This window comes from Caenispirillum salinarum (genome assembly GCF_044803115.1).
Lineage (GTDB): Bacteria > Pseudomonadota > Alphaproteobacteria > Rhodospirillales > Rhodospirillaceae > Caenispirillum > Caenispirillum salinarum_A.
Window position 1 is genome coordinate 3,852,538 of record NZ_CP085224.1, and the last position, 24,312, is coordinate 3,876,849.

A 24,312-nucleotide genomic window follows, 5' to 3' on the forward strand; every position below is an offset into this window, starting at 1 on the left:
CTCAGGCCGCCCGGACCTGCGCGATGAACTTCTCGACTTCCGCGCTGAGGACGGTCGACTGCTCGCTCAACGAGCTTGCGGCGTCCAGCACGTCATGCGCCGTGGAGCCCGCATCTCCGGCCGCCTGCGTCACGCCGGTGATGTTGGAGGAAACCTCCTGGGTGCCCTGGGCCGCTTCCTCGACGTTGCGGGCGATCTCGCGGGTGGCGGCGTTCTGTTCTTCCACGGCGGAGGCGATGGCGGACGAAATCTCGTTCACCCGGCTGATCGTCTGCGTGATGGCGTCGATCGCGTGCACGGCGTCCTTGGTGGCGTGCTGCACTTCGCCGATCTGCCTGCTGATGTCTTCCGTCGCGCGCGCCGTCTGGTTGGCGAGGCTCTTGACCTCGTTTGCGACCACGGCGAAGCCCTTGCCCGCGTCGCCTGCACGCGCCGCCTCGATGGTGGCGTTCAACGCGAGCAGGTTGGTCTGCGAGGCGATATCTGTGATCATCGTGACCACCTCGCCGATCTTTTCGGCGGACCGCGCCAGGCCCTGGACCAGTTCCTTGTTGTGGTGGGCTTCCTCCGTCGCGCGGGCCGATACGGTAGCCGCCTCGGCCACCTGGCGGCCGATCTCGTCGATGGACGCCGCGAGTTCCTCGGAGGCGGAGGCAACCGTCTGAACGTTCGCCGAAGCCTGTTCCGAGGCGGCGGCCACGGCGGTCGCCTGGCGGCTGGCTTCCTCGGCGACCGAGGACATGGACTGCGCCGACGCCTTCATCTGCACGGCCGCGCTGCCCACGTTGGTCACCACGCCCTTGACGCTGCGCTCGAAGGAGTCGGCCATGCGGTTCAGGGCGGCCTTCTGCTCGGCCTCCGCCCGTTCCTCGCGGGCCTTGGCTTCCTCCTCCAGTTCGCGCTCGCGGATGATGTTGCGGCGGAACTGTTCCATGGTGTCGGCGATCTGGCCGATTTCGTCCTTGCGCCCGACGCCATAGATGTCCAGCTCAGTCTCGCCCTGTGACAGCTTCTTGAGGCCCTCGACCGCGCGCTTGATGGGTTTGGAAACGCCGAAGGTGGCGAGGCTCCAGCCAAGCGCAAGTCCGCCGGCCACGCCGATGCCGGCGACGCTCATCATCGTCAGGGCCGCGGTTTCGCTCGTACCCGTGGCACGGGTGGCGATCTCCTCGCCCTTGCTGGTCGTGTAGTCGGTGTAGGCGCGGACCGCCTGCTCAAGCTTCTCCGCCTCCAGACGGCTCTTGCGGGCCTCCTCGCGGAGCCTCGCCTGCGCGCCGCTCATGGTGACCGCGCCGCCGATTTCCTGGGCCAGCTGAACGGTGACCGCCATCTCGGAGGCATAGGTTTCATAGGCGCGCTCGATGTCCGCGATCAGGCGCGTCTGCTCCGGACCGGCGGTTTCCTTAATCTTCTCCAGGTCGGAGGAAAGGGAGGCTTCCACCTCGTCCATCTGCTGCTTGACCACCTGGATATTTTCCGGCGAGGGGTCCAGGGCGATGCGGAACTCGCCCCGGTTCAGCTTGATGACCTCGCGCGCCAGACGCGCGCCCGCCGTGGACTCGTTGCCCGCCAGCGCGATCTCGTTGGAGGCCTCGGACACATCCGACACTGCGGAAATGCCCGTGACGCTGACGGCGGCGGTGACGCCGGAGAGGATGACGACGAGCGCGATCAGCTTGGCCGCCATGGGGATGTCGGTGAACTTCATGACGGGATCCGATCGAAAGAAGTAGAATAACTGAAAGCCTACGCCATGCGGCGCAGGGCGGATCACGTCGTTTCTGCGATACAGACATTCCGAGAATGAACGGCCGGAAGTGACCAGCGTCAAGGACTGCACCGGGAAGCGTCCGCCAAGCATGACGTCCACGGCCTCACCGCCACCACGAAGGTGACACCCGTTCTCTGGGCGCCACAGCAAAACCGCCCAGATCATACACCTTGATCTGGGCGGTTTATTTCGACACGCCCGCTCACGCGATCATGTCCGGGGCGATGGCCGCCCGTCACTTGGCGATGGGCGTCGCCCCGCTGTCGGCGATGGCGAGCTTCCAGCCCTCCGCTTCCGTGCCGTCCAGGTTCAGGTGGCCGGACAGGAAGTACAGGCGGTCGCGGTCCGCGCCCTTGGCGGTGCAGAAGCGGTCCTGCAGGTAGAAGGGCGGCGTCGCCTGGTAGTACAGGCGGGCGCGCACCGTGTCCGGCGTGCCCTTAACCTCGCTCAGGTCCACCCTGTAGACGAGACTGTCGCCGCCGCCCGAGACGTAGTCCGGGTCATCGCCGACCGCCGTCGCGCCGGTGTCGTGGGCCATGTCTTCCTGTGCCCCCAGGGCCTTGGCGATCTCGATGCGATCCTTCAGCGGCAGGGTGCCGTGGGGCATCAGGCGGTTGTCCTTCACTTCGGCGCAGATGGACAGGAACGACGTCGTCAACTGGCCTTCGGGCGCAGCACCCTCGCCGCACTTGAAGTCGGTGGAGCCGTCGGTGGGCGGGGTGCTCACCAGCTCCTGGTAGACCTGCACCTGGTTCTGGGCGGTGATGGTCTGGTAATGCGGCTGGTGGATGCGCTTTCCCGGCTCGATGCGGGCCGTGCAGCTGTCATCCCACCACATTTCGCCGGGCAGCACGGAGCCGTCGGCGTCCAGCAGGCGGCCCGTGGCATCGGTGCGGCCCGAGGCCCAGATGACGTCGCCCAGCGGGTCCAGCACCTCGAAGGTCAGGAAGGCGCGGCGGAAGCCGACCCCCGACGGGAACTTGTGGCCCACCTTGTTGAGCACCGAGACAGAGGCCGTCAGCGTGTTGCCGTCGATCTCCGCGGCGCCCACCGTCACCTCGGCCACGTCGTTGGCGGCCTGGTCGAGCATCTGCTGTTCGGTAAACAGCAGCGGGTCGACGCCCTTGCTGGTCAGCATGGGGTCCTGGGTGCGGATGCCCAGCACGTCGGGGAACTGCTGCGCCATCTTCACCAGGAAGATGTTCAGCCCCACCAGCGTGTGCCGCGCGAAGCCCTCGCGCTCCGGCAGATCGATCTCGTCGGGGGTCTTGGTGAACTCCGCCTGCGGGAAATTGGTGTATTCCTGGATGCTGGCGATCTTGCTGACGGTGGGCGTGCCGTCGGGCTCGGTGCTCGGCATGTGGCAGTCCTGGCAGCTTTCCTGCCGCTCGCCGGCGCCGTGGGGCAGCGGGCCGTCGACGCCGGTGCCGGTGCGGTAGGCGCTGAATGCCCACTCGGGGTAGGTCAGCTGTTCGTAGATGTAACCGACCGGCTTGCCCTCGTGCAGGACCGGCAGGTGAACGGTGTGGCAGGTGCCGCAGGTCTCGGACTCGCCCAGGGTGTGGGAGTACTTGGGCGTGATGCCCAGTGCCGCTTCCATGGGCGCGGTCTTCGGGTCCTTGAAGGGGCCGTAAACCTCGTCCGGCGCACTGACCATGTAGGACCCCGTGAAGGTCTTGGCGAAGCCGCTTTCGTTGGGGTTCAGGAACTCCTGGCGGGCTTCCACGCAGTTGTTCTGCGGCTGGTCCTTGACGGCGGCCTCGGCCTCCTCGCCCAGCACCATGCGGTGGCAGGCCATGCACGAGATGCCGTCGCGCGCCAGCCCGCCGTAGTTGGCGGCCAGCGCCTCGGGCGTGCCGGGCGTCGTGCCGAGCGGAATGGCGTTGGCCATGTCGCGGCGGAAGGTGCCGCAGTCGCCGTCGTCGTTGGACACGCTCTGGTCGATGCCGTACTGCCGCTGGCCCATGAAGCCGTGGCAGCCGAGGCAGGTGTTCTCCACCACGCCGGCGGCGTCGGGGTGGAACGTCTGCGACTCGCTGGCGAGCTGGCTGAAGAAGATCGGGTCACGCCCCGCCAGGCCCATGGGGCTGGTGCGCCAGGTGGCGTAGGGGGAATGGTTCCACAGCTTGTCGGTGGCCGGGTCGATCCTGGTCATGTCGAACTGAAGGCCCGTGCTGCCCGCGTCGTGGCAGCCGGCGCACTGGTCGGACGTGATGAACTCGCCATGGGCCGTCGGCGTGCCGGCGGGCATCCAGACGTTGTCGTAGGTCTCCGACGGCATCTCGATGCCGGCCAGCGTGTCCCAGGTGGGCTTGCCGCCGCCCATGCCGTTGGGGAAGGCGGCGTTGAAGGCCGCCGTGTAGGCGACATGCGGCTGGCCCAGGCGGGGCGCGTCGTCGCCCGGCAGGACGACCTGCGCGTGGTGGGCCATGGCCGAAGTCCTGGGCGCGTCGTCCTGGGTGAGGAAGACCAGCGGCCGGCCCTTTTCGCCCTGCATGTTCCTGGTCGACGTGAACGTCATGTTGTCACGCGCGGATGCATGGCAGTTCACGCAGTACTGGCCGAAGCCCATGTAGGGGGAACGGTTGCTGTCGTTGCTGGCCGGGTAGTCGTTGTCCCATCCGCTCCAGCCGAACCAGCCCCAGAACCAGCCGTCCTGCGAGGCATCTGCGTCGCGCACCATGATGGCGGCGCCGCTCGACGGCAGCAGGTAATCCGGGTCGACGTCGGCGCAGCGCGACGCCGGGGCGGGGTACATCTCCTTGACCATGATCGCGCCGTCGGGGACGGGCGTCTTGTCGGTGGAACGGTCTTCCTCGGCCGGGGTGCGGTTCTTGCGCGCCCACTCGGCCATGTCCGGCGAGTACCAGATGACCACGGGACTGTGCGTCCCGTAGTCCTGGCCCGTCCAGGTGCCGTCGTCATGCCGGCTGATGTAGGGGCCGGTGTCGCGCACCCATTTGTCGCGCACCCAGCCGTTGGCGGTATCGCGGTGGCAGAAGGCGCGGAAGAAGCTGTTCAGCGTGTCCTCGTATTCTTCCAGCGGCAGGCCCGACGGGTCCTGCACCTTCGGCAGCAGCGACGCGCAGAGCGCCGGGTCGGTGGGCACCAGCTTCACCGTCTGCCTGGCCTCGCACCGGCCGACGGTGTCGGCGGCAGCGCGCGCGGCCTCCCCCGACGATGCCAGCAAAGCGGCAAGCGTCAGCGCGCCGGCAACTCCGGCGCGCAGTTTATGCGCGATCATGACGTATCCCCCTTTGGTAAATCCCCCATAACGGGAATACGGTACAGGATTCGCCTTTCTAAAGTCCACCAGCGCCGGCCGGCCTTCTTGCCGAGGTTGACGAAAAGCCCACGGGCGCGCTCAATTAATGCCCTCAACCGGCCGCTAAGGGCCGGCGCGAACGTGTTTTTCTAAGGGAGAGCCATCCATGCACGGACTCATGCAGAGTCGTCCGCTGATGATCTCGTCGCTGCTGACCCACGCGGCGCGCCACCATGCCGAAGCCGGCGTGGTGACCAATACGGTCGAGGGCGGCCTGCATCGCTACACCTATGCCGACTGCGAACGCCGCGCCCGGCGCCTGGCAAAGGCGCTGACGGCGCGCGGCGTCGGCCATGGAGAGCGCATCGGCACGCTGGCCTGGAACACCTACCGCCATCTGGAGCTGTATTACGCCGTCTCGGGCACGGGCGCGGTGTGCCACACCATCAACCCGCGCCTGTTCGCCAACCAGATCACCTACATCGTCCAGCACGCCGAGGACACGCACCTGTTCGTGGACCTGACCTTCGTGCCGCTGGTCGAAAAGCTGGCGCCCGAGTTCGCCGGCACCGTCAAGGCGGTCGTGGTGATGACCGACCGCGCCCACATGCCCGACGCCAAGCTGCCCGAGGGCATGGAGCTTCTGTGCTACGAGGAGCTTCTGGACGCCGCCGACGAGGATTTCTCCTGGCCCGAGTTCGACGAGAACACGGCGTCGTCGCTGTGCTACACGTCCGGCACCACGGGCAACCCCAAGGGCGTGCTCTACAGCCACCGCTCCACGGTCATCCATGCGATGGGCGTGAACGCCCCCGACGTGCTGGGCCTGCGGTCGGTGGACACGGTGATGCCCGTCGTGCCCATGTTCCACGTCAACGCCTGGGGCACCCCCTACGCGGCCCCGGCGGCGGGCGCGACGCTCGCCATGCCCGGCCCGCACATGGACGGCGAGAGCCTCCAGGCCTTCATGCAGGAAGCCGGCGTGACGGCGGCGCTGGGCGTGCCGACGGTGTGGCTGGGGCTGCTCAACCACCTGCGGTCCTCGGGCAAGCGCATCGATGCCTGCAAGCGGCTGGTCATCGGCGGCTCGGCCTGCCCGCGCATGCTGATGGAGGCCTTCGACGACGAATACGGCGTGCGCGTCGACCACGCCTGGGGCATGACGGAGATGAGCCCGCTGGGCACCTACAACAGCCTCAAGGCCAGCCAGACCCGTCTGGAAGGCGAGGACCTGATGCAGGTGCGCGCCAGCCAGGGCCGCGTCATCTATGGCGTCGACATGAAGATCGTCGGCGAAAACGGCGAGGAACTGCCCTGGGACGGCAAGGCCTTCGGCGACCTGATGGTGCGCGGCCCCTGGGTCTGCCGCGCCTACTACAAGCGCGAGGACGAGGCCGGCGAGACCCACGACGCCGAGGGCTGGTTCCGCACCGGCGACGTGGCGACCATCGACCCGGACGGCTTCATGCGGATTACCGACCGCACCAAGGACGTCATCAAGTCCGGCGGCGAGTGGATCAGCTCCATCGAACTGGAGAACATCGCGGTCGCCCACCCGGACGTGGCCGAGGCCGCCGTGATCGCCGCCCGCCACCCCAAGTGGGACGAGCGGCCGCTGCTGATCGTCGTGCCGAAGGACGGTCGCGAGGTCGACCCCGACGCCCTGCTCGCCTTCTTCGGGGGCAAGGTGGCGAAGTGGTGCGCGCCGGACGCCGTGCTGGTGGTCGACGAGTTGCCGCACACCGCCACCGGCAAGCTGCTCAAGACCAAGCTGCGCGACGAATACGCCGATTACCTGATGGAACGCGGCGCATCGGTCGAATGATGTTCTGCGGCGGGCCGGGCGAATGTCCGCCCGGCCCGCCGCCGCCCTGCCCTACTTCTGGCCGAAGAGAATCTTGCGGCTTTCCTCGCTGGTGATGGGGTTCTGCTCGCGCAGTTCCTCGCCCAGCGCCTTGCCCTTCTGCACGGCGGGGCGGGCGCCGACGCGCTCGAACCAGGCCTTCAGGTTGGGGAAGTCGTTCAGGTCCTGGCCCTGGTTCTTGTGCGGCAGCACCCACGGCCAGGCCGCCATGTCGGCGATGGAGTACTCGTCGGCCAGGTATTCCCGCCCCTCCAGCCGCCGGTTCATGACGCCGTAAAGACGGGCCACCTCGTTGGTGTAGCGGTCGATGCCGTACTGCACCGTTTCCGGCGCGTAGTTGCGGAAGTGGTGCGCCTGCCCCGCCATGGGGCCCAGCCCGCCGATCTGCCAGAACAGCCATTCGTTGACCGCCACGCGCCGGCGGACGTCGGTCGGCAGGAACCGGCCCTCGCGCTCGGCCAGGTACTGCATGATCGCGCCCGACTCGAACACGCTGACGGGCGCGCCGCCGTCCTTGGGCTGGGTGTCGACGATGGCGGGCATGCGGTTGTTGGGGCTGATCTTCAGGAATTCAGGCGCGAACTGCTCTCCCTTGGTGATGTTCACCGGATGCACCGTGTAGGGCAGCCCCAACTCCTCCAGCAGGATGGAGATCTTCCAGCCGTTGGGCGTCGGCCAGTAGTACAGCTCGATCATGGGTCGCTCCTTGAATTCCGGACCATATGGTCCGCCCCATGTGGGGGATCGGACAGGGAGCGTCCAGGGCCATTGCGGCGGCGCGTCAGCCGGACGCCGCCGCCCCTTCCAGCGGTCCGGACAGGGTGAACAGGTCGCGCACCCGGGCGCACAGGTCGCGCTCCGCCTCCAGCCGCCGGGCCCGTTCGCGCGACCAAAGCCCCAGCAGCGGCAGGCCGCCGCAGAAGCGTTCCGCCTCCGCCCGCCGGCGGTCGAGCACCGTTCCGTAGGCCGCCGCCAGAGCATCGGCGCGGGCGGCGCGGTCCTCGGGCGGCAGGCGGTCGAGCAGGCACAGGCGCAACGACAGCACAACCCGCGTCACGGGGTCGACGGGCGCCGGCTCGGGTGCCGTCAGCAGACAGTCCAGGGCGTCGCGGCCGGCGCGGGTGACGAACAGGCGGCCCTCCGGCGCGGCCTCCACGAGATCGGCCTCGACCAGAGCCTCGGCGGAACGCTCCAGCAGCCCCTCGGGCGCACGCCACTCGCCCGCGGCCACATGGGCGAGCACCGCCGTCGCCTCCGCCACCGTCGCCCCGCCCGGCCCCGCCGCCAGGCCGAGCAGCGCCAGACAGGCGGCCTCCCGTGCCCGGCAGGCGCTGACCGGCGTGGCGACACTTGCCGGGCTGCGCATCATGGTTCCGCCGACGAACGCCTCCGGACCCGTCTCGCGGCCGGTGCGGATGTCGTGAACAGTTCCCGTCATCGATTGTCTCCCGTCAATCAATCCATCATCATCCCGCCAAGACGGTATTGCAAATCGTTCTCATTTTCAACAGGTGATGTGTGACGGCAACGGATGGGGCAAGACACCCGTTTTTCGCGGCACGTTCTGTTCCGCCTGCTCCACCCGCGCCGAGGCCCGCCCGTGCCGTCCTGGTTCCACATCGCCGCGCCGATCCTCGGAACCCTGGTGCTGGCGCTGACCTATTTCGACCTGTTCGTCACCGTCCTCACCGTCAGCGGCGCCGGCCCCGTCACCCGGCGCCTGCCGCCGGCGATCTGGACGCTTGCACGCCTTGTCGACCGCGGCTCTGAACGGGCGCGCATCCTGCCCTACATCGGCATGCTGACGCTGCTGAGCATTGCCATGACGTGGATCGTGCTGATGTGGCTGGGGTGGACGCTGGTCTACCTGGCCGACCCGTGGTCGGTGGTGGTCGCCAGGACCGGCGCGCCGGTGGGCGTGGGCGGCGTCGCCTACTACGTCGGCTACAGCCTGTTCACCCTAGGCCTCGGCGACTATCGGCCGCAGGGGCTGACGTGGCAGCTTCTCAGCGTGCTGGTGTCGGGCACCGGGCTGACGATGGTGACGCTCATCATCACCTACATCGTGCCGGTGATCTCCGCCGCCGCCCAACGCCGGGCGCTGGCGGCCCGCATCACCACCATCGGCCGCACGCCGGACGGCATCCTGCGACGCGCCTGGAACGGCGAGGATTTCAATGCCCTTGGCACCCATCTGCACAACCTGGCGCAGTCGCTGGTGGAGCAGGCGCAGCAGCACCGCGTCTATCCCATCCTGTCCAACTTCCATCCCCTGGACCCGGATCTGTCGCTGACGGTGCGCCTTGCCGCCCTGGACGAGGCGGTGCTGGTGCTGCGCGTCGCCGTGCCGCCTCGGGCGCGGCCGACGGACGGCGAGTTGGACAGCTTTCGCGACAGCATGCGGATGCTGCTGGACGTCCTGCCGGGCACCGACCCGTTGCGCGAAGGCCACGAGCCGCCGCCACCCGACTTCGGCGTGATCGCGGAATTCGGCCTGCCTCAGCCCGCTCGCGCCGTCACCGAGGCCGCCCTGGACAGTGAAAGGCCGCACCGGCGGCTGCTCTGCTCCATCGTGCTGGAGGAAGGCTGGAACTGGAAAGCCGTCTCGCGCGATCTGCATCCGCCGGCGCGCCATCGGCGCGGCAAACCCGACTGATTGATTTTTTCAGGGACCTCGAAGGGCCGTTTGAGACTTTCGTATCCATCGCCGAGCCGAAAGGCGTCCGAATACCGCTCCGGCCCGGCCATGCATGCCTCTGCCCGTTTGCGTGGCAACGCGCGGCGGGCCTATGACGGAAAGGCGGACACGGCATTGACAATCGCAGGGAGGAAAGCGGCCATGAAGAACAGTGCCTGCTATGTAATCAGCCGCAACGACGGCTTCTGGTATGCCGTCGTCGGAGGCCGCGACCTGGGCCGCTTCCAGCGGCGCGGCGATGCCGAGGCCCGCGCCCATGAACGTGCCGAGGCCATGGGACTGCCCGGCGTGACCGTTGTCGCCCCGTCCGAGCCCGCAAGCCTTGCCGGGGCCGGCGCCCGGAGCTGACCGGAAACGGGAAAACCGATCCACCGCCCCGCCCGCCTCCGTAGGGATGTCGAATGTTGTCGACAGTCCACAATACGGAGGCCGCGATGCAACAGCTTGCTCCCGATGAAGCCCGCCAGGCGCGCAAGGGCCGCGCCGTGTTCTACGTGCTGGCGTCCAGTCTTGCCCTGGCGCTGGTCGCGCTTGCCGCCGTGGCCTTGATGGTGCCGGTTTCCGGCACCTGATCGCGGCGGCTCGGCTCGCGTTGGGGTTTGAGCAGCGGGACGGATTTGCAACCGGTTCGAAGGATCACGGGTTACTCCCCTATGACCAAAGCACCAAACGGGGAGGACCCATGGTCGAGGAAACTCCGGAACAGGCCCGGCAGGGCCGCAAGGGCAAGCCCGTCGCCGTCATCCTCATGGTCAGCCTGGCCCTGGGCCTGCTGGCCCTCATCGCCCTGATCATCTGGGCGCTGTCGGGCGACGACCCCGGGCCGACGCCGTCGCAGCTTGAAGAGGGCCGCCTGATCGAGGGGCCGTCCCGCGCGGGCTGACCCGACGCCGCTTTCAAAGGGCCGCCGCCCGCCGGGCCGCGGCCCTTTCCCGTGTCCGCCCGGACAGGGCGAGAATGGCCGTGGCGTGCGCCCGGTCGCAGCAGTATGCTCCGCCGCTTTCCGGCCCGACCGTCCCGCCGGAAACCGGAACACGGGGTCTCGATGCCGCTCGCCACGCTGCTCAACGCTTTCGTTCCCGTGCTGGGGCTGCTTGCCATCGGCTTCGTCAGCCGGCGGCGGGACCTGGTGCAGGACGGCTTCTGGACGCAGGCGGAGCGGCTGACCTATTACCTGCTCATGCCCGCCCTTCTGGTCGGCAAGCTGGCGGGCCTGGAGGCCGGCACGCTGCCGGCGGGACGGATTGCGATTGCCGTCGTCGGAGCGCTGCTGATCGCCGCCGCCGCGCTGGCCCTCCTGCGACTGGTGTGGCGTCCGGCGGGCGCGGTGTTCACATCCGTCGTGCAGGGCGGCCTGCGCTTCAACACCTACATCGGCCTCGCCCTGGTTGCGCCGCTCTACCGACCGGCGGGGCTGGAGGTGGCCGCGCTGGTGGTGGGCATCATGGTCGCGACCATCAACGTGCTGTGCGTCAGCGCCTTCGCGCTTTGCCTGCACGACGGCGGCCCCAGGCTGGCGGCCGTCTGCCGCCAGCTCGTCCGCAACCCGCTGCTGATCGCCGCCGCCCTGGGTCTTGCCATGCAGGGGCTGGGCCTGGGCCTGCCGGTGGGGCTGGACGGTCTGGCGGACGCGCTGGGCGCCGCCGCCCTGCCGCTGGGCGTGATGGCGGTCGGCGCGGCGCTGGCCCGGCTTGAAACCGCCCACCTGCCGCCGGCCACACCGTTCACGGCAACGGCGCTGGTGAAGTTCGCCCTGCTGCCGGGCGTGTCTCTGGCGCTGTGTGCCGCGCTTGACCTCGACGCGCTGACGACGGCGGTGATCGTGCTTTTGCAGGCCATGCCCACGGCGCCCTCGGCCTATGTGCTGGCGCGGCAGCTGGGCGGCGACCACGACCTGATGGCAAGCCTCATCGCCGGCCAGACCGTCGCCGCCTGCGTGCTCCTGCCCCTGGCGCTGGCAGCGGGCGTAATTGCGGTATGAAAGGCGGCGCGGCACCTGCGTCCCGCCAACCGCCGAAGATTCCGCCACCACATCATCCTTTGCGGGTATTTCCGCCCGCGACTCCGGCGCCGCGTTGAAAGGCGGGGCGGGCGGGCGTATATCGGGTTTCGGAGTGGACGGACCGGCTTCCGCCGGCCCGCCCCCTTACCTAGGCTCCGATGTGGACCCGAAGGCGGATTGCGAGCCCATCCTTCGGGGTCCCATCGGACATCCAGGCTGATGCGGAATTTAGGCATTCCCACATCCTCCGAAAGCTGACAGAGGCGATCTGCCGTCGGCCGGGACACCCATCGCCCCGGCCAGCCGCGGGCTCGCATCGCGGCATCTGCTTCCTGCCAGCCGGCAGAGAGGTTAGCCAAGGCACCTGTCCGCGTCACCCGCTTCGGTTGAAAATTTGGATGCGAAAACGGCCGCCCCGTCGCCAGGGCGGCCGTTTTCCCCTCACCGGGGCGTGACGCTGAAACCCTGCGTCAGCCCAGGATCTTCTTTTTCAGGACGTCGTTCACGGCCTGCGGGTTGGCCTTGCCCTGGGTCGCCTTCATCACCTGGCCGGTGAACCAGCCCAGCAGCTTTTCCTTGCCGCCCTGCACCTCGGCCACCTTGTCCGGGTTGGCGGCGATGACGCCGTCCACGGCCTTTTCGATGGCGCCCGTGTCGGTCACCTGCTTCATGCCGCGCTCGTCCACAATCTTGGCCGGGTCGTCGCCCGTCTCGATCATGATCTCGAACACTTCCTTCGCCAGACGGCCCGACAGCGTGCCGTCGGAAATCAGGTCGATGAGCTGGCCCAGCTGCTTGGCCGACACCGGGCTTTCGCCGATGTCCTTGCCCAGCTTGTTCAGCGCGCCGAACAGGTTGGTGGTCACCCAGTTGGCCGCCGCCTTGCCGTCGCGGCCCTCGGCCACCTGCTCGAAGTAGGCCGCACTTTCCTTGTCGAACACCAGCACCGTCGCGTCGTAGGGCGACAGGCCGTAGTCGGAGATGAAACGCTGCTTCTTCTCGTCCGGCAGTTCCGGCAGTGTGGCGCGGATGGCGTCCACGAAGGCGTCGTCGAACTCCAGCGGCAGCAGGTCGGGGTCGGGGAAATAGCGGTAGTCGTGCGCGTTTTCCTTGGTGCGCAGGGACCGCGTCTCGCCCTTCGACGGATCGAACAGGCGGGTTTCCTGCTCGATCTTGCCGCCGGACTCGTAGACCTCGACGTGGCGCTTGGCCTCGTACTCGATGGACTGCATGACGAAGCGCACCGAGTTGACGTTCTTGATCTCGCAGCGGGTGCGGAAGCCCTCGTCCGGGCGGCGCACGCTGACGTTCACGTCGCAGCGCATGGAGCCTTCCTCCATGTTGCCGTCGCACGTACCCAGATACCGCAGAATGGCGCGCAGCTTGCGCAGGTAGGCGCCGGCCTCCTCGGGCGTGCGCATGTCGGGCTTGGAAACGATTTCCATCAGCGCGACGCCCGACCGGTTCAGGTCCACGAAGGTCTTGGCCGGGTGCTGGTCGTGCATGGACTTGCCGGCGTCCTGCTCCAGGTGCAGGCGCTCGATCCCGACCTCGCGGGTGGAGCCGTCGGGCATGTCCAGGATGATGGTGCCGTGGCCGACGACGGGCAGCTCGTACTGGCTGATCTGGTAGCCCTGCGGCAGGTCAGCGTAGAAGTAGTTCTTGCGCGCGAACACGCTGCGGTGGTTGATCTGGGCCTTCAGGCCCAGGCCCGTGCGCACCGCCTGCTCCACGGCCTTTTCGTTGATGACCGGCAGCATCCCCGGAAAGCCCGCGTCGACGAAGCTCACCTGATCGTTCGGCTCCGCGCCGAACCTGGTGGAGGCGCCGGAGAACAGCTTGGACTCGGAAATGACCTGGGCGTGGACCTCCAGCCCGATCACGACTTCCCAGTCGCCCGTTTCGCCCTGAATGACGTAGCTCATATCTCTCACGCCCCCACGCTGGCCGGCTTGTGGGTGAAGCCGGCGGCCTTTTCCATCACGTCGCCCACCTGGAGCACGGTCTCTTCGTCGAACGGACGCCCGATGAGCTGCAGGCCCAGCGGCAGGCCGTCCTTGTCCAGGTCCACCGGCACCGACAGGCCCGGCAGGCCGGCCAGCGAGGTGGGGACGGTGAAGACGTCGTTCAGGTACATGGTGATGGGATCGTCGACCTCCGCCCCCACGGGGAAGGCGGCGGACGGCGCGGTCGGCGTCAGGATGACGTCGCAGGTCTCGAAGGCCTTCTTGAAGTCCTGCGCGATCAGCGAGCGCACCTTCTGGGCCTTGAGGTAATAGGCGTCGTAGTAGCCGGCCGACAGCGCATAGGTGCCGATCAGCACGCGGCGGCGCACTTCCTTGCCGAAGCCCTCGCCGCGGGTCTTCATGTACATGTCATCCAGCGAGCGCACGCCGTCGGTCACCCGCAGGCCGAAGCGCACGCCGTCGTAGCGCGCGAGGTTCGAAGACGCTTCCGCCGGCGCGACGATGTAGTAGGTCGGCAGGGCGTACTTGGTGTGCGGCAGGCTGATGTCGACGACGTTGGCGCCGGCGTCCTTCAGCATCTGCACGCCCTTGTCCCACACCGCCTGGACCTCGGGGTTCAGGCCGTTGGGACGGTACTCGGCGGGGATGCCGACCGTCTTGCCGCGAATGTCGCCGGTCAGCGCGGCCTCGAAGTCCGGCACCGGCACGTTGGCGGACGTGCTGTCCTTGGGGTCGAAGCCGGCCATGGCGCCCAGCATGATGGCGGCGTCGCGCACCGTGCGGGTCATGGGCCCGGCCTGGTCCAGCGACGAGGCGAACGCCACGATGCCGTAGCGCGAGCAGCGGCCGTAGGTGGGCTTCAGGCCGACAATGCCGGTGAACGCCGCCGGCTGGCGGATGGAGCCGCCGGTGTCGGTGCCCGTCGCGGCGATGGCGAGGCGGCCGGCAACAGCCGCCGCCGAGCCGCCGGAGGAGCCGCCCGGCACCATGTCGGCGTCGTCGCCCTGCTTCTTCCAGGGGTTCTTGACCGGGCCGTAATAGCTGGTCTCGTTGGACGAGCCCATGGCGAACTCGTCCAGGTTCGTCTTGCCCAGCGTCACCGCGCCCGCCTTCTTCAGGTTGGCGGACACCGTGCTTTCATAGGGCGGCTTGAAGCCGTCCAGGATGTGGCTGGCGGCGGTGGTCAGCACGCCCTCGGTGCAGAACAGGTCCTTCATGCCGATGGGCACGCCGGCCATGGCGCCCGCATCGCCCGCCTTGATGGCGGCGTCGGCGGCGTCAGCCTGTTCCAGCGCGCGGTCCGGCGTTTCGGTGATGAAGGCGTTGAGGCCGCGGTGGGCCTCCATGGCGTCGATGTGGGCCTGGGTCAGTTCGCGGGCTGTGAACTCGCCCTTGGTCAGCCCTTTGCGCGCCTCGGCGATGGTCAGGTCGGTCAGCTTGCTCATGGCTTATTCCACCACCTTGGGAACCGTGAAATAGCCCTCGACCGCGTCCGGCGCGTTGGCGAGAACCTTGTCCTGTTGGCCGCCATCGGTGATGGCGTCCTCGCGCCAGCGCAGCGCCATCTCGGTGACGCTGGTCATGGGCTCCACGCCCTTGGTGTCCACCTCGCCCAGTTGTTCGACGAACCCCAGGATGGCCGACAATTCATCGGCGAGACCCGGCAGCTCTGCCTCCGGGACCTCGATGCGGGCAAGGAACGCGATGTTCCTGACGGTGGTGTTGTCCAGCGACATGCGGTAAGTGTCTCCGGCTTGTACGGAAAAAGCGGATGAAGGGCGCAAAAGCCCGGAATTCCGCCGGTTTTGGAAGATTGCGCGGAAGGTAGCACCCACCATGGCGATCCGCAACCCCGCCGACCTGCGGCACGACCTCAAGACGGGCCAGCGCATCCTGGGCCTGGACCTGGGCACCAAGACCATCGGCCTGGCGATCTCCGACGCCCTGCTGATGGGCGCGACGCCGCTCAAGACCATCAAGCGGACCAAGTTCACCAAGGACGTGGAGGAACTGTTCGGCATCATGGACGAGCGCGAGGTCGGCGCGCTCGTCCTCGGCCTGCCGGTGGAGATGAGCGGCGAGGAAGGCAAGCGCTGCCAGGCCACCCGCCAGTTCGCCGCCAACCTGCTGGAAAAGCGCGACGTGCCGCTCGCCTTCTGGGACGAGCGGCTTTCGACGGCGGCGGTGGAGCGGGTGATGATCGACGACTTCGACATGAGCCGCCGCAAACGCGCCGAAAAGGTCGACGCGGCGGCGGCGGCGTTCATCCTGCAAGGCGTGCTGGACGTGCTGGCGAGAAGTTGACCCCGTATCAGTGCAGCGCAGGCGCCCCGTACAACCTCGCCTGATAAACCCGCCGCTGCGACGCCCTTTGCATCATGAAACGCATCCACATGCGGAACGGCGAGGCTGCCCAGTTCGCACTTCCTATTCGTAAAATGGTTTGCTTAACACTCCCGGCGGCAATAAACCTTGAGATGCATAAAGCAGTTAACACAAGAGGTTTATCGCATGCCGACCCACGACATAACGCTCAGCCACATCCCGCCGGCAGAACTGGTCAATACGGACCTTGTGCTAGACGTCAAGATTGACGGCGCCCTCAAGGGTCGCATTCTGATGAGCAAGGGAAACGTGCATTATCGCCCGGCCAACTTTTCGGCACGTCAGTATAGAATTTCCTGGGCCAAGCTATGCGACCTGATTACCGACAATGGACAAGAAGTCCCCATCTAATCAGACGCATTGCCACAGACCCCGCTGGAAGGGCGGGGTCTGTGGACTTTACTAAGCCGCCTGCACGCCCGTCAGGAAGTCGCGCACCAGCGTCCGCAGGCGGTCGGCCTCGCTGCCGAGGGAGTCGGTCCCGCCGCGAACGGTTTCCGCTGCCTCGCCCACCTGTTCGGCGGCGCGGCTGACGGCGTGGATGTCGCTGTTGACCGACTGGGTGCCCGACGCCGCCTGGTGAATGTTGCCGGAGATTTCCGACGTCGCGGCGTTCTGCTCCTCCACCGCGCCGGCGATGGCCGACGCCACCTCGTTCACGCGCTGGATGATGCCGACGATGTCCTGGATGGCGGCCTCGGCCTTGCGGGTCTCGGTCTGGACGCCGCCGATCTGGGTGCGGATGTCCTCCGTCGCCTTCGCGGTCTGGGAGGCCAGCGTCTTCACCTCGTTGGCGACCACGGCGAAGCCCTTGCCGGCGTCGCCCGCGCGGGCGGCCTCGATGGTGGCGTTGAGCGCCAGCAGGTTGGTCTGGTCGGCGATGTCGGTGATGAGGTCGACGATCTCGCCGATGCGGTCGGCGGCCTTGGCAAGCCCGGCCACCGTCTCGTCGGCGATCTGCGCCTTTTCGGCGGCCTCGCGGGCCACGTCGGCGGACGTCTGGGCCTGGCTGCCGATTTCGCGGATGGCGGCCGACAGCTCCTCGGCCGCCGCCGCCACCGCGTCGACGTTGCTCGCCGCTTCCTCCGAGGCGCTGGCGACGGAAGTGGAGCGTTGCGTGGTGTCGCCGGCCAGGCGGCTCATGTCGCCGGCGGTGGCGTTCAGCGACTGGCAGGCCGCGCCGACCGTCTCCAGCAGGCCGGTGACGTCGCGGTCAAAGCCTTCGGTCAGCGCCTTCAGCTTTTCGGCGCGGGCGAGGCGCGCGGCGTTTTCCTTCTCGCGCTCCGCCTGCATGGCGGCGTTGTCGTTCATGTGCTGGCGGAAGACCTCCAGCGTGCGCGACATCTCGCCGATCTCGTCGCCGCGCTCGGTGCCTGCGACGTTGACCGACAGGTTGCCCTCGGCCAGTTCGCCCATGTTGCCGGTCAGCGCGGCCACCGGGCGCGTGATGCTGCGCGCGATGAGGAGGCCCAGCACCACCGCCGCCGCCACCAGGGCAAGGGCGACCAGGGCGGTGACGACCAGGCCGTTGCGGGCGCCATCGCGCAGGGCGGTCAGTTCGGCGGTGATCTCGGCCGCCGTGCCGTCCTCCACCTGCTTCAGGCCGTCGATCTTCTTGGTGATGGTGGCGAACCATTCCGGCCCGGTGGTGGTCGGCGCGGCGCCCTCGTAGACCATGGCGTTGGCTTCGGTGCGCATGGCCGAGACGGCGCCCGCGGCCTCGCCGTTGAGCACGGCGTCCAGGGCTGCGGCGTCCTCGGGTTCCGCAAAGACGCGGTAGGTGGAGAAGAAGGCCTCCTGCTGCCCCGCGAGATCCACGAGCTTCTGGTGGATGGCGGCCTGGAAGGCGCCGGCGCCGAAGCCGTTGGCGCCCATGGCGCGCTCAAGCCCCGCGCGCTCCTTGGCCTGGATCAGCGCCAGATAGGCGGTCAGGTCGTGGGCAAGGTCCACGTTGCCGGTGTCGCTGGCGGCCATTTCCGCCACGGCCACGATGAAGGCGCGGATGCTGCCGGTGTAGTAACCAGCCATGTCGCCGACGCTCATGGACAGGTCGGAGACGCCGCGCCGGGTGCGATCCAGCGCGTCCAGGTTCTCCAGCGCCGTCCGGATACCCGCGATCGCCGGATCGGAAGACGCGCCGGCGCCGGCTAGGCTGCCGCGCAGGGCCATGATCGCGGCATCGGTATCCTGACGCCGCGCCGGCAGTTCCTGCACGAACGCCGCGCCCTTGGACCCGATGAAGCCGGCCGAGGCGCCGCGCTCCTTCTGCAATTCGTGGATCACCTGCGAGACGTCGGGCGCCAGCATGACCACCTGGGCCATGCTCTCCATGCGGCGCCAGTCGCCGGCGCGCTCGACGATGGACAGGCCGGCGAAGATCATCAGTCCGATGACGGGCGCGGCGATCACGGCCGCGATACGTGCGCGAATGGGGGCGTTGGACAGGAACGACATGGACGCAGTACTCCCTCGGAGGCAATCGCCTCGCCTTTTGATTAAGGCAATTCCAGCACAAAGTTTGTGGACTGACCAGAACCAATACCAGCGGCCTGATACCGCCGGCTATGCCATTCGTGCATGCCTCGACGAAAGGCGGGGGCCGTGGCGCTGGACGCCGCCGCCCACGCGGGGTAGAGGCATTGGTCATGCTCGACACCGCCCTCGCCCTGCTTCCCATCTTCCTGCTGATCGTGCTCGGCTTCTGGATGAAGCGGTCGGGCTTCGTGCCCGATGCCTTCTGGGCGCCGGCGGAGAAGACGACGTACTTCATCACCTTTCCGGCCCTGCTGGTCTTCAGCACCGCCCGCGCGCCGCTCGACGGCGTGGCCTGGGGACCGCTGGCGCTGGCAAGCACGGGCGCGGTGCTGGCTGTCTTTCTGGCGGCGAGCCTGTCCCGGCCGCTGCTCGGCGTGCCGGCGGCCACCTTCACCAGCGTGGTGCAGGGGAGCATCCGTCCCAACACGTATGTCGGACTGGCCGCCGCCGCCGCGCTGTTCGGCGATGCCGGGGTGGCGCTGACGGCGCTTTGCGTGGCGGGCGTGGTGCCGCTGGTCAACGTGCTGGCCGTGGCGACGCTGGTCCGCCATGTCGGCGACGCAACGGCGCCGGCGGGAAGCGCGGCGACGGGCCCCGCGGCGACACTCAAGGGCATCGTCACGAACCCGCTGATCCTGGCCTGCGCGCTGGGGATCACGCTGAACGTCTCGGGCCTGGGCCTGCCGCCGGTGGTCTCGCCGTTCCTGGAAATCCTGGGCCGCGCCGCCCTGCCCGTCGGCCTGCTGGCCGTCGGCGCGGGGCTGGCGCTCGACACGTTGCGCGCCAGCGGCGGCCCCGTTCTGGCGGCCAGCGCGCTCAAGCTGGCCGGCGTCCCGGCCGCCGCCGGCGTGCTGGCCTGGGTGCTGGGGCTGACGGGTGTGCCGGCGGTGGTGGCGGTGGCCTATGCCGCCCTGCCCTGCTCGGCCTCGTCCTATGTGCTGGCCCGGCGCATGGGCGGGGATGCGCCCTGCATGGCGGGCATCATCACCTTCCAGACGCTGGCCGCCGCCGCCACGCTGCCGCTGGTGATCGCCGCCGCCGGGCGCATCTTCGGCGTTGTGCCTTGAAGCCCGGCACCCGCCTCGGCTACATGAGCGCCAATCCATCCATACAGGCGGCCCGCGCGGCGGCCGAAGGTGTATAAGAGTCCCATGACCGACACAGACTTCCAGACGTCCACCCCCTCCACAGGCGGTCACGGCCAGGTGCCCATGCGCTGCACGGCCGTCGCCGCCGCCGTCATCAACGGCCGCCAGGTGCTGCTGCTCAAACGGTCCAAGGGCGCCTTCCGCGGCCACTGGACCCTGGTTTCGGGCCGCATCGAGGGCGAGGAGAAGGCGTGGCAGGCCGCCGTGCGCGAGGTGCGCGAGGAAACCGGCCTCAAGCCCATCACCGTCTACACCTCGGGCAACACCGACGTGTTCTACAATCCGGTCGACGAGGTGATGGAGGTGGTGCCCATCTTCGTCGTCCGAGTCGCGGGCCAGGAGCCGGTGGAACTGGACGAGGCCCACGAGGATCATTCCTGGCTGCCCCTGCCGCGCGCCATCGACTCCGTGGCTTTTCCGGGCCAGCGGCGGGCGCTGGAAAGCATCGCGCACTTCTTCATGGAGAAGTCGCCCGCCGACTTTTATCGTATCGACGACTTCCGGCCCTGACGCCCGCCCCTCAACCGGCGCCGCCAGGCCGCCCCGCCGCTTGCCGCCCGTCCCGCCCCTGCCTATGATCCGCGCCATGACCGACGACTACGGATATCCGCACCGCCACCTCCTTGGCATCCAGGGCCTTTACCCCTGGGAGATCAAGGACCTGCTCGACCGCGCCGACACCTATGTCGACCAGTGCCGGTCCGCCGAAAAGAAGACCGATGTCCTGCGCGGCCGGACCATGGTCAACCTGTTCTATGAAAGCTCGACCCGCACCCGCACCAGCTTCGAACTGGCGGGCAAGCGGCTGGGGATCGACGTCATCAACATGGGCGTCTCCTCCAGTTCGGTGAACAAGGGCGAGACGCTGATCGACACCGCGGTGACGCTCAACGCCATGCACCTGGACGTGCTGGTGGTGCGCCACGGGGACTCGGGCGCGGTGCAACTGCTGTCGGAGAAGGTCAACTGCGCGGTGGTCAACGCCGGCGACGGCAGCCACGAACACCCGACCCAGGCCCTGCTGGACGCCCTGACCATCCGCCGCCGCAAGGGCCACCTGGACAACCTGCAGGTCGCCATCTGCGGCGATGTGCTGCATTCGCGCGTGGCGCGGTCGAACATCTATCTGCTGACGGCCATGGGGGCGCGGGTGCGCGTCATCGCCCCGCGCACCCTGCTGCCCAGCGGCATAGAGGAACTGGGCGTCGAGGTCTTCACCGACATGCGCCAGGGCCTGAAGGACGTGGACATCGTGATGATGCTGCGCGTCCAGAACGAGCGCATGGCCGGCAGCTACATCCCGTCGATCCGCGAATTCTTCCACTTCTTCGGCCTGGACCGCGAGAAGCTGGCGCTGGCCAAGCCCGACGCGCTGATCATGCACCCCGGCCCCATGAACCGGGGCGTGGAAATCGACAGCGACGTGGCCGACGACATCGAACGCTCCGTCATCCGCGAACAGGTGGAGATGGGCGTCGCCGTGCGCATGGCCGTCATCGACAAGCTGGTCCAGAACGCCCCCAACTTCGCCAACGGAGCCGCCTGAGATGCCGCAGAAGGCCACCGGCCGCGTCGCCTACGTCAACGCCCGCCTGCTCGACCCGGCCACCAACACCGACACCATCGGCGGCGTGCTGACGGTGCGCGAGACCATTGCCGCCATGGGACCGGATGTGGTGCGGGGCGCCGTGCCGGCCGACGCCAGGATCGTCGACTGCCAGGGCGCGTGCCTCGCCCCCGGACTGGTGGACATGCGCGTGTCGCTGGGCGAGCCCGGCGAGGACCACAAGGAAAGCCTGCGGTCGGCCGGCGAGGCCGCCGTGGCGGGCGGCGTCACCAGCATGGTCTGCCTGCCCAACACCAGCCCGCCCATCGACAGCGAGGCGACGGTGGAGTTCGTCGCCCGCCGCGCACGGCTGATCGGGCTGGCGAAGGTCTACCCCTACGGCGCCGCCACGCAGGGCTGCGAGGGCAAGGTGATCTCGGAGATGGGCCTGCTGAGCAACGCGGGCGCCGTCGCCTTCACCGACGGCATCCTGCCCATCGCCGACCCCCAGGTCATGCGCCGGGCGCTGGCCTATGGCGCCACTTTCGGGCTGCTGGTCTGCCAGCACGCCGAGGAGCGCGCGCTGTCCGGCGGCGTCATGAACGGCGGCGACCATGCCACGCGCCTCGGCCTGTCGGGCATCCCGCGCGAGGCCGAGGTCATCATGCTGGAGCGCGACATGCGCCTGGTGAAGATGACCGGCGGCCGCTACCACGCCGCCCACCTGACCTGCGCCGAAAGCCTGGACGTCATCCGCCGCGCCAAGGACGCCGGGCTGGACGTCACCTGCGACACCGCCCCCTTCTACTTCGCCCTGAACGAGATGGCGGTGAGCGACTACCGTACCTTCGCCAAGCTCAACCCGCCGCTGCGCGGGGAGGACGACCGGCGCGCCGTGATCCAGGCGCTGAAGGACGGTGTGATCGACTGCATCGCCTCCGATCATCTGCCGCAGGACCAGGACACCAAGCGCCTGCCCTTCAACCAGGCCAGCTTCGGCGCCATCGGGCTGGAGACGCTGCTGCCCATCTCGCTGGAGCTGTACCACAACGGCCACCTGAGCCTGCTTCAGGTGCTGCGCGCCCTGACCGTCGCCCCGGCCCGCCGCCTGGGCCTGCCCGGCGGCACGCTGGCACCGGGGGCGCCGGCGGACTTCTTCCTGTTCGACCCCGACCGCGCCTGGAAGGTGACGGCCGAGCGCCTGAAGTCCAAGTCCAAGAACACGCCGTTCGACGGCCGCCCCGTCCAGGGCCGCGTGCTTGCCACGGTCATCGACGGACGGACGGTGTTCGAGCATCATGGGTAGCATGACCCCCGAACTCCTGCTCATCGCCGCCGGCGTCGCCGGCTACCTGCTCGGCTCCATCCCCTTCGGTCTGGTCATCACCAGGATGCTGGGCCTGGGGGATATCCGCGCCATCGGCTCGGGCAACATCGGCGCGACCAACGTCCTGCGCACGGGAAACAAGGGGGCGGCGCTGGCGACGCTGATCCTGGATTCGGGCAAGGGTGCCATCGCGGCCCTGCTGGCGCGCTTCGTGCTGGCCGCCACCATGAGCCACGACCTGGGCGTGGAAGCCGGCATCATCGCCGGCGCCTGCGCGGTGCTGGGCCACAACTTTCCCGTCTGGCTGGGCTTCAAGGGCGGCAAGGGCGTGGCGACGACGCTGGGCACCCTGCTCGCCACCGCGCCTTACGTTGGGCTCGCGGCCTGCGGCGTCTGGCTGCTGACGGCGGTGGTAACGCGCTATTCGTCGCTGGCCGCCCTGGTCTCCCTGACGGCCGCGCCCGTGCTGGCATGGTTCCTGGCGACTCCGGCCCACGCGGCGGCCTTCGCCCTGCTGGCGGCGCTGGCCTGGATTCGCCACCGCGAGAACCTGCGCCGCCTGCTCAACGGCAGCGAAAGCCGCATCGGCGACAAGAAGAAGAAGGCGTGAGGCCCCGACTCGCGCGTGGCGATTGACGACGCTGCCATTCCCGCGCAACCTTTGCGCGCCATGACGCATCATCGCCGCTCGCTGAGCCCCGCCGAACGCCTGGACTGGCTGCGCCTGATTCGCAGCGAGAACGTGGGCCCCGTCACCTTCCGCCGCCTGCTCGACCGCTTCGGCAGCGCCGGCGAGGCCCTGCGCGCCCTGCCCGACCTGGCCCGGCGCGGCGGGCGCACCAAGGGCGTGCGCATCTGCGCCAAGGCCGACGCTACCCGCGAGCTGGAGGCCATCGACCGATTCGGCGCCCGCATCCTGGGAACCGGGGAGCCCGGCTATCCCGCTCTGCTGGCGGAGGTGGAGGACGCGCCGCCGCTTCTGCTCATGCTCGGCAGCCCGCACCTGTTCGAGCGCCCCGCCGTCGCCATCGTCGGCGCCCGCAACGCCAGCCTCAACGGCTGCAACTTCGCCCGCCGGCTGGCTGTGGACCTGGCGGAGACGCACGGTTTTCTGGTGGTGTCGGGCCTGGCGCGCGGCATCGACACCGCCGCCCACGATGGATCGTTGAAAGGCGGCACCTGCGCCGTCATGGCGGGCGGGGTGGACGTGGTCTACCCGCCGGAGAACGACCGCCTGCACGCCGCCGTCGCCGCGCAGGGGGTGGTGGTGTCCGAACAGCCGCTGGGCACCGAGCCGCAGGCGCGCCACTTCCCGCGCCGCAACCGCATCATCAGCGGCATCGCCCGCGGAGTCGTGGTGGTGGAGGCCAACCAGCGCTCGGGCTCCCTGATCACCGCGCGGCTGGCCGCAGACCAGGGGCGCGAGGTGTTCGCCGTGCCGGGGTCGCCCATGGACCCGCGCTGCGCCGGCACCAACGGGCTGCTGAAGGACGGCGCCCATCTGGTGCAGCACGCGGGCGACGTGGCGGCCGTTCTGGAAAGCCTCGCGGCCTATGAACCGGCAGGCGGAGAACCGCCGTCCGCACCGCCCGGACCGGCGCCCGATCCCAGCGATTCACAGCGTGAAAAGGTGCTGACCTGCCTGGGTGCCAACCCCGTGAGTGTTGACGAAGTGATCCGGCAGTGCCAATTGTCACCCCCTGTGGTCGCCATGATTCTGCTGGAGCTGGAGCTGGCGGGCCGCCTGGAACGGCATCCTGGGAACCGTGTGTCCCTGCTGTACTTCGGATAAACGCGGGCGTTC

The 24,312-nt window shown here is 68.6% G+C and carries 22 protein-coding genes; 14 read left to right on the forward strand and 8 right to left on the reverse strand.

What is annotated here, in order from left to right; all coding sequences use genetic code 11:
- Position 1: 1 nt before the first annotated feature.
- Complete coding sequence (locus tag LG334_RS17640; protein WP_404379953.1) at positions 2–1,708, reverse strand: methyl-accepting chemotaxis protein; 1,707 nt, start codon at positions 1,706–1,708, stop codon at positions 2–4.
- Positions 1,709–2,006: 298 nt separating this feature from the next.
- A complete protein-coding gene (locus tag LG334_RS17645) occupies positions 2,007–5,015 on the reverse strand; it encodes a hypothetical protein (RefSeq protein ID WP_404379954.1) in 3,009 nt (1,002 codons plus the stop codon).
- Between the two features lie 187 nt (positions 5,016–5,202).
- Between LG334_RS17645 and LG334_RS17650 the strand changes: the two genes are divergently transcribed.
- Positions 5,203–6,861, forward strand: coding sequence for a 3-(methylthio)propionyl-CoA ligase (locus LG334_RS17650; protein WP_404379955.1), 1,659 nt, complete (start codon positions 5,203–5,205; stop codon positions 6,859–6,861).
- Positions 6,862–6,912: 51 nt separating this feature from the next.
- Here LG334_RS17650 and LG334_RS17655 read toward each other — a convergent pair whose 3' ends face one another.
- Both LG334_RS17655 and LG334_RS17660 read right to left on the reverse strand, forming a co-directional pair.
- On the reverse strand, positions 6,913–7,596 hold the full coding sequence (locus LG334_RS17655) for a glutathione S-transferase N-terminal domain-containing protein (RefSeq protein WP_404379956.1): 684 nt from the start codon (positions 7,594–7,596) through the stop codon (positions 6,913–6,915).
- Positions 7,597–7,681: 85 nt separating this feature from the next.
- Positions 7,682–8,338 carry a hypothetical protein gene (locus LG334_RS17660; protein ID WP_404379957.1) on the reverse strand — a complete coding sequence of 219 codons (657 nt, stop codon included), beginning with the start codon at positions 8,336–8,338 and terminating at the stop codon, positions 7,682–7,684.
- 162 nt (positions 8,339–8,500) lie between these two features.
- Between LG334_RS17660 and LG334_RS17665 the strand changes: the two genes are divergently transcribed.
- From LG334_RS17665 to LG334_RS17685, 5 genes are all read left to right on the forward strand, one after another.
- Positions 8,501–9,556, forward strand: coding sequence for a hypothetical protein (locus LG334_RS17665; RefSeq protein ID WP_404379958.1), 1,056 nt, complete (start codon positions 8,501–8,503; stop codon positions 9,554–9,556).
- A 183-nt stretch (positions 9,557–9,739) separates the two neighbouring features.
- Positions 9,740–9,946, forward strand: a complete 207-nt coding sequence (locus LG334_RS17670; protein WP_404379959.1) for a hypothetical protein — start codon at positions 9,740–9,742, stop codon at positions 9,944–9,946.
- Positions 9,947–10,032: 86 nt separating this feature from the next.
- Complete coding sequence (locus tag LG334_RS17675) at positions 10,033–10,170, forward strand: hypothetical protein (RefSeq protein WP_404379960.1); 138 nt, start codon at positions 10,033–10,035, stop codon at positions 10,168–10,170.
- 110 nt (positions 10,171–10,280) lie between these two features.
- Positions 10,281–10,481 carry a hypothetical protein gene (locus tag LG334_RS17680; protein WP_404379962.1) on the forward strand — a complete coding sequence of 67 codons (201 nt, stop codon included), beginning with the start codon at positions 10,281–10,283 and terminating at the stop codon, positions 10,479–10,481.
- Between the two features lie 162 nt (positions 10,482–10,643).
- Complete coding sequence (locus tag LG334_RS17685; RefSeq protein ID WP_404379964.1) at positions 10,644–11,579, forward strand: AEC family transporter; 936 nt, start codon at positions 10,644–10,646, stop codon at positions 11,577–11,579.
- Between the two features lie 491 nt (positions 11,580–12,070).
- On the opposite strand, the gene gatB is transcribed toward LG334_RS17685, so the two are convergent.
- Genes gatB through gatC form a run of 3 tightly spaced genes read right to left on the reverse strand, consistent with a single transcriptional unit; the run spans position 12,071 to position 15,303 of the window.
- The gene (gatB, locus tag LG334_RS17690; protein WP_404379966.1) at positions 12,071–13,525 is read right to left on the reverse strand and encodes an Asp-tRNA(Asn)/Glu-tRNA(Gln) amidotransferase subunit GatB; all 1,455 of its coding nucleotides are present in this window, start codon (positions 13,523–13,525) and stop codon (positions 12,071–12,073) included.
- A gap of 5 nt (positions 13,526–13,530) precedes the next feature.
- Complete coding sequence (gene gatA, locus LG334_RS17695; protein ID WP_404379968.1) at positions 13,531–15,012, reverse strand: Asp-tRNA(Asn)/Glu-tRNA(Gln) amidotransferase subunit GatA; 1,482 nt, start codon at positions 15,010–15,012, stop codon at positions 13,531–13,533.
- Between the two features lie 3 nt (positions 15,013–15,015).
- Positions 15,016–15,303, reverse strand: coding sequence for an Asp-tRNA(Asn)/Glu-tRNA(Gln) amidotransferase subunit GatC (gene gatC, locus LG334_RS17700; RefSeq protein ID WP_404379970.1), 288 nt, complete (start codon positions 15,301–15,303; stop codon positions 15,016–15,018).
- Between the two features lie 100 nt (positions 15,304–15,403).
- Here gatC and ruvX point away from each other — a divergent pair, with 100 nt between their 5' ends.
- Both ruvX and LG334_RS17710 read left to right on the forward strand, forming a co-directional pair.
- Positions 15,404–15,871 carry a Holliday junction resolvase RuvX gene (gene ruvX, locus LG334_RS17705; protein ID WP_404379972.1) on the forward strand — a complete coding sequence of 156 codons (468 nt, stop codon included), beginning with the start codon at positions 15,404–15,406 and terminating at the stop codon, positions 15,869–15,871.
- Between the two features lie 207 nt (positions 15,872–16,078).
- Positions 16,079–16,303 carry a hypothetical protein gene (locus LG334_RS17710; protein WP_404379974.1) on the forward strand — a complete coding sequence of 75 codons (225 nt, stop codon included), beginning with the start codon at positions 16,079–16,081 and terminating at the stop codon, positions 16,301–16,303.
- Between the two features lie 51 nt (positions 16,304–16,354).
- On the opposite strand, the gene LG334_RS17715 is transcribed toward LG334_RS17710, so the two are convergent.
- Positions 16,355–18,406: a methyl-accepting chemotaxis protein gene (locus LG334_RS17715; RefSeq protein WP_404379976.1), complete on the reverse strand. Its 2,052-nt coding sequence runs from the start codon at positions 18,404–18,406 to the stop codon at positions 16,355–16,357.
- A 191-nt stretch (positions 18,407–18,597) separates the two neighbouring features.
- Here LG334_RS17715 and LG334_RS17720 point away from each other — a divergent pair, with 191 nt between their 5' ends.
- The 6 genes from LG334_RS17720 (at position 18,598) to dprA (ending at position 24,300) form a co-directional block, all read left to right on the forward strand.
- Positions 18,598–19,554 (forward strand): AEC family transporter, encoded by a 957-nt coding sequence (locus LG334_RS17720; RefSeq protein ID WP_404379978.1) that lies wholly within the window; start codon positions 18,598–18,600, stop codon positions 19,552–19,554.
- Positions 19,555–19,638: 84 nt separating this feature from the next.
- Complete coding sequence (locus LG334_RS17725) at positions 19,639–20,145, forward strand: NUDIX pyrophosphatase (RefSeq protein WP_404379980.1); 507 nt, start codon at positions 19,639–19,641, stop codon at positions 20,143–20,145.
- A gap of 76 nt (positions 20,146–20,221) precedes the next feature.
- Positions 20,222–21,181 (forward strand): aspartate carbamoyltransferase catalytic subunit, encoded by a 960-nt coding sequence (locus LG334_RS17730; protein ID WP_404379982.1) that lies wholly within the window; start codon positions 20,222–20,224, stop codon positions 21,179–21,181.
- Position 21,182: 1 nt separating this feature from the next.
- Entirely contained in the window at positions 21,183–22,487 is a 1,305-nt protein-coding gene (gene pyrC / locus LG334_RS17735; protein WP_404379984.1) for a dihydroorotase, read from the forward strand.
- Entirely contained in the window at positions 22,480–23,118 is a 639-nt protein-coding gene (gene plsY, locus LG334_RS17740; RefSeq protein WP_404379986.1) for a glycerol-3-phosphate 1-O-acyltransferase PlsY, read from the forward strand. Before pyrC ends, plsY begins: the two co-directional genes overlap by 8 nt.
- A 60-nt stretch (positions 23,119–23,178) precedes the next feature.
- A complete protein-coding gene (gene dprA, locus LG334_RS17745) occupies positions 23,179–24,300 on the forward strand; it encodes a DNA-processing protein DprA (protein ID WP_404386406.1) in 1,122 nt (373 codons plus the stop codon).
- Positions 24,301–24,312: the final 12 nt, after the last annotated feature.

What these genes read in the sequence shown, in the direction of transcription:
- LG334_RS17640 (WP_404379953.1), bottom strand. Translation starts at nt 1,708, where the DNA reads ATGAAGTTCACCGACATCCCCATGGCGGCCAAGCTGATCGCGCTCGTC.
- LG334_RS17645 (WP_404379954.1), bottom strand. Translation starts at nt 5,015, where the DNA reads ATGATCGCGCATAAACTGCGCGCCGGAGTTGCCGGCGCGCTGACGCTT.
- LG334_RS17650 (WP_404379955.1), top strand. Translation starts at nt 5,203, where the DNA reads ATGCACGGACTCATGCAGAGTCGTCCGCTGATGATCTCGTCGCTGCTG.
- LG334_RS17655 (WP_404379956.1), bottom strand. Translation starts at nt 7,596, where the DNA reads ATGATCGAGCTGTACTACTGGCCGACGCCCAACGGCTGGAAGATCTCC.
- LG334_RS17660 (WP_404379957.1), bottom strand. Translation starts at nt 8,338, where the DNA reads ATGACGGGAACTGTTCACGACATCCGCACCGGCCGCGAGACGGGTCCG.
- LG334_RS17670 (WP_404379959.1), top strand. Translation starts at nt 9,740, where the DNA reads ATGAAGAACAGTGCCTGCTATGTAATCAGCCGCAACGACGGCTTCTGG.
- LG334_RS17675 (WP_404379960.1), top strand. Translation starts at nt 10,033, where the DNA reads ATGCAACAGCTTGCTCCCGATGAAGCCCGCCAGGCGCGCAAGGGCCGC.
- LG334_RS17680 (WP_404379962.1), top strand. Translation starts at nt 10,281, where the DNA reads ATGGTCGAGGAAACTCCGGAACAGGCCCGGCAGGGCCGCAAGGGCAAG.
- LG334_RS17685 (WP_404379964.1), top strand. Translation starts at nt 10,644, where the DNA reads ATGCCGCTCGCCACGCTGCTCAACGCTTTCGTTCCCGTGCTGGGGCTG.
- gatB (WP_404379966.1), bottom strand. Translation starts at nt 13,525, where the DNA reads ATGAGCTACGTCATTCAGGGCGAAACGGGCGACTGGGAAGTCGTGATC.
- gatA (WP_404379968.1), bottom strand. Translation starts at nt 15,012, where the DNA reads ATGAGCAAGCTGACCGACCTGACCATCGCCGAGGCGCGCAAAGGGCTG.
- gatC (WP_404379970.1), bottom strand. Translation starts at nt 15,303, where the DNA reads ATGTCGCTGGACAACACCACCGTCAGGAACATCGCGTTCCTTGCCCGC.
- ruvX (WP_404379972.1), top strand. Translation starts at nt 15,404, where the DNA reads ATGGCGATCCGCAACCCCGCCGACCTGCGGCACGACCTCAAGACGGGC.
- LG334_RS17710 (WP_404379974.1), top strand. Translation starts at nt 16,079, where the DNA reads ATGCCGACCCACGACATAACGCTCAGCCACATCCCGCCGGCAGAACTG.
- LG334_RS17715 (WP_404379976.1), bottom strand. Translation starts at nt 18,406, where the DNA reads ATGTCGTTCCTGTCCAACGCCCCCATTCGCGCACGTATCGCGGCCGTG.
- LG334_RS17720 (WP_404379978.1), top strand. Translation starts at nt 18,598, where the DNA reads ATGCTCGACACCGCCCTCGCCCTGCTTCCCATCTTCCTGCTGATCGTG.
- LG334_RS17725 (WP_404379980.1), top strand. Translation starts at nt 19,639, where the DNA reads ATGACCGACACAGACTTCCAGACGTCCACCCCCTCCACAGGCGGTCAC.
- LG334_RS17730 (WP_404379982.1), top strand. Translation starts at nt 20,222, where the DNA reads ATGACCGACGACTACGGATATCCGCACCGCCACCTCCTTGGCATCCAG.
- pyrC (WP_404379984.1), top strand. Translation starts at nt 21,183, where the DNA reads ATGCCGCAGAAGGCCACCGGCCGCGTCGCCTACGTCAACGCCCGCCTG.
- plsY (WP_404379986.1), top strand. Translation starts at nt 22,480, where the DNA reads ATGGGTAGCATGACCCCCGAACTCCTGCTCATCGCCGCCGGCGTCGCC.
- dprA (WP_404386406.1), top strand. Translation starts at nt 23,179, where the DNA reads ATGACGCATCATCGCCGCTCGCTGAGCCCCGCCGAACGCCTGGACTGG.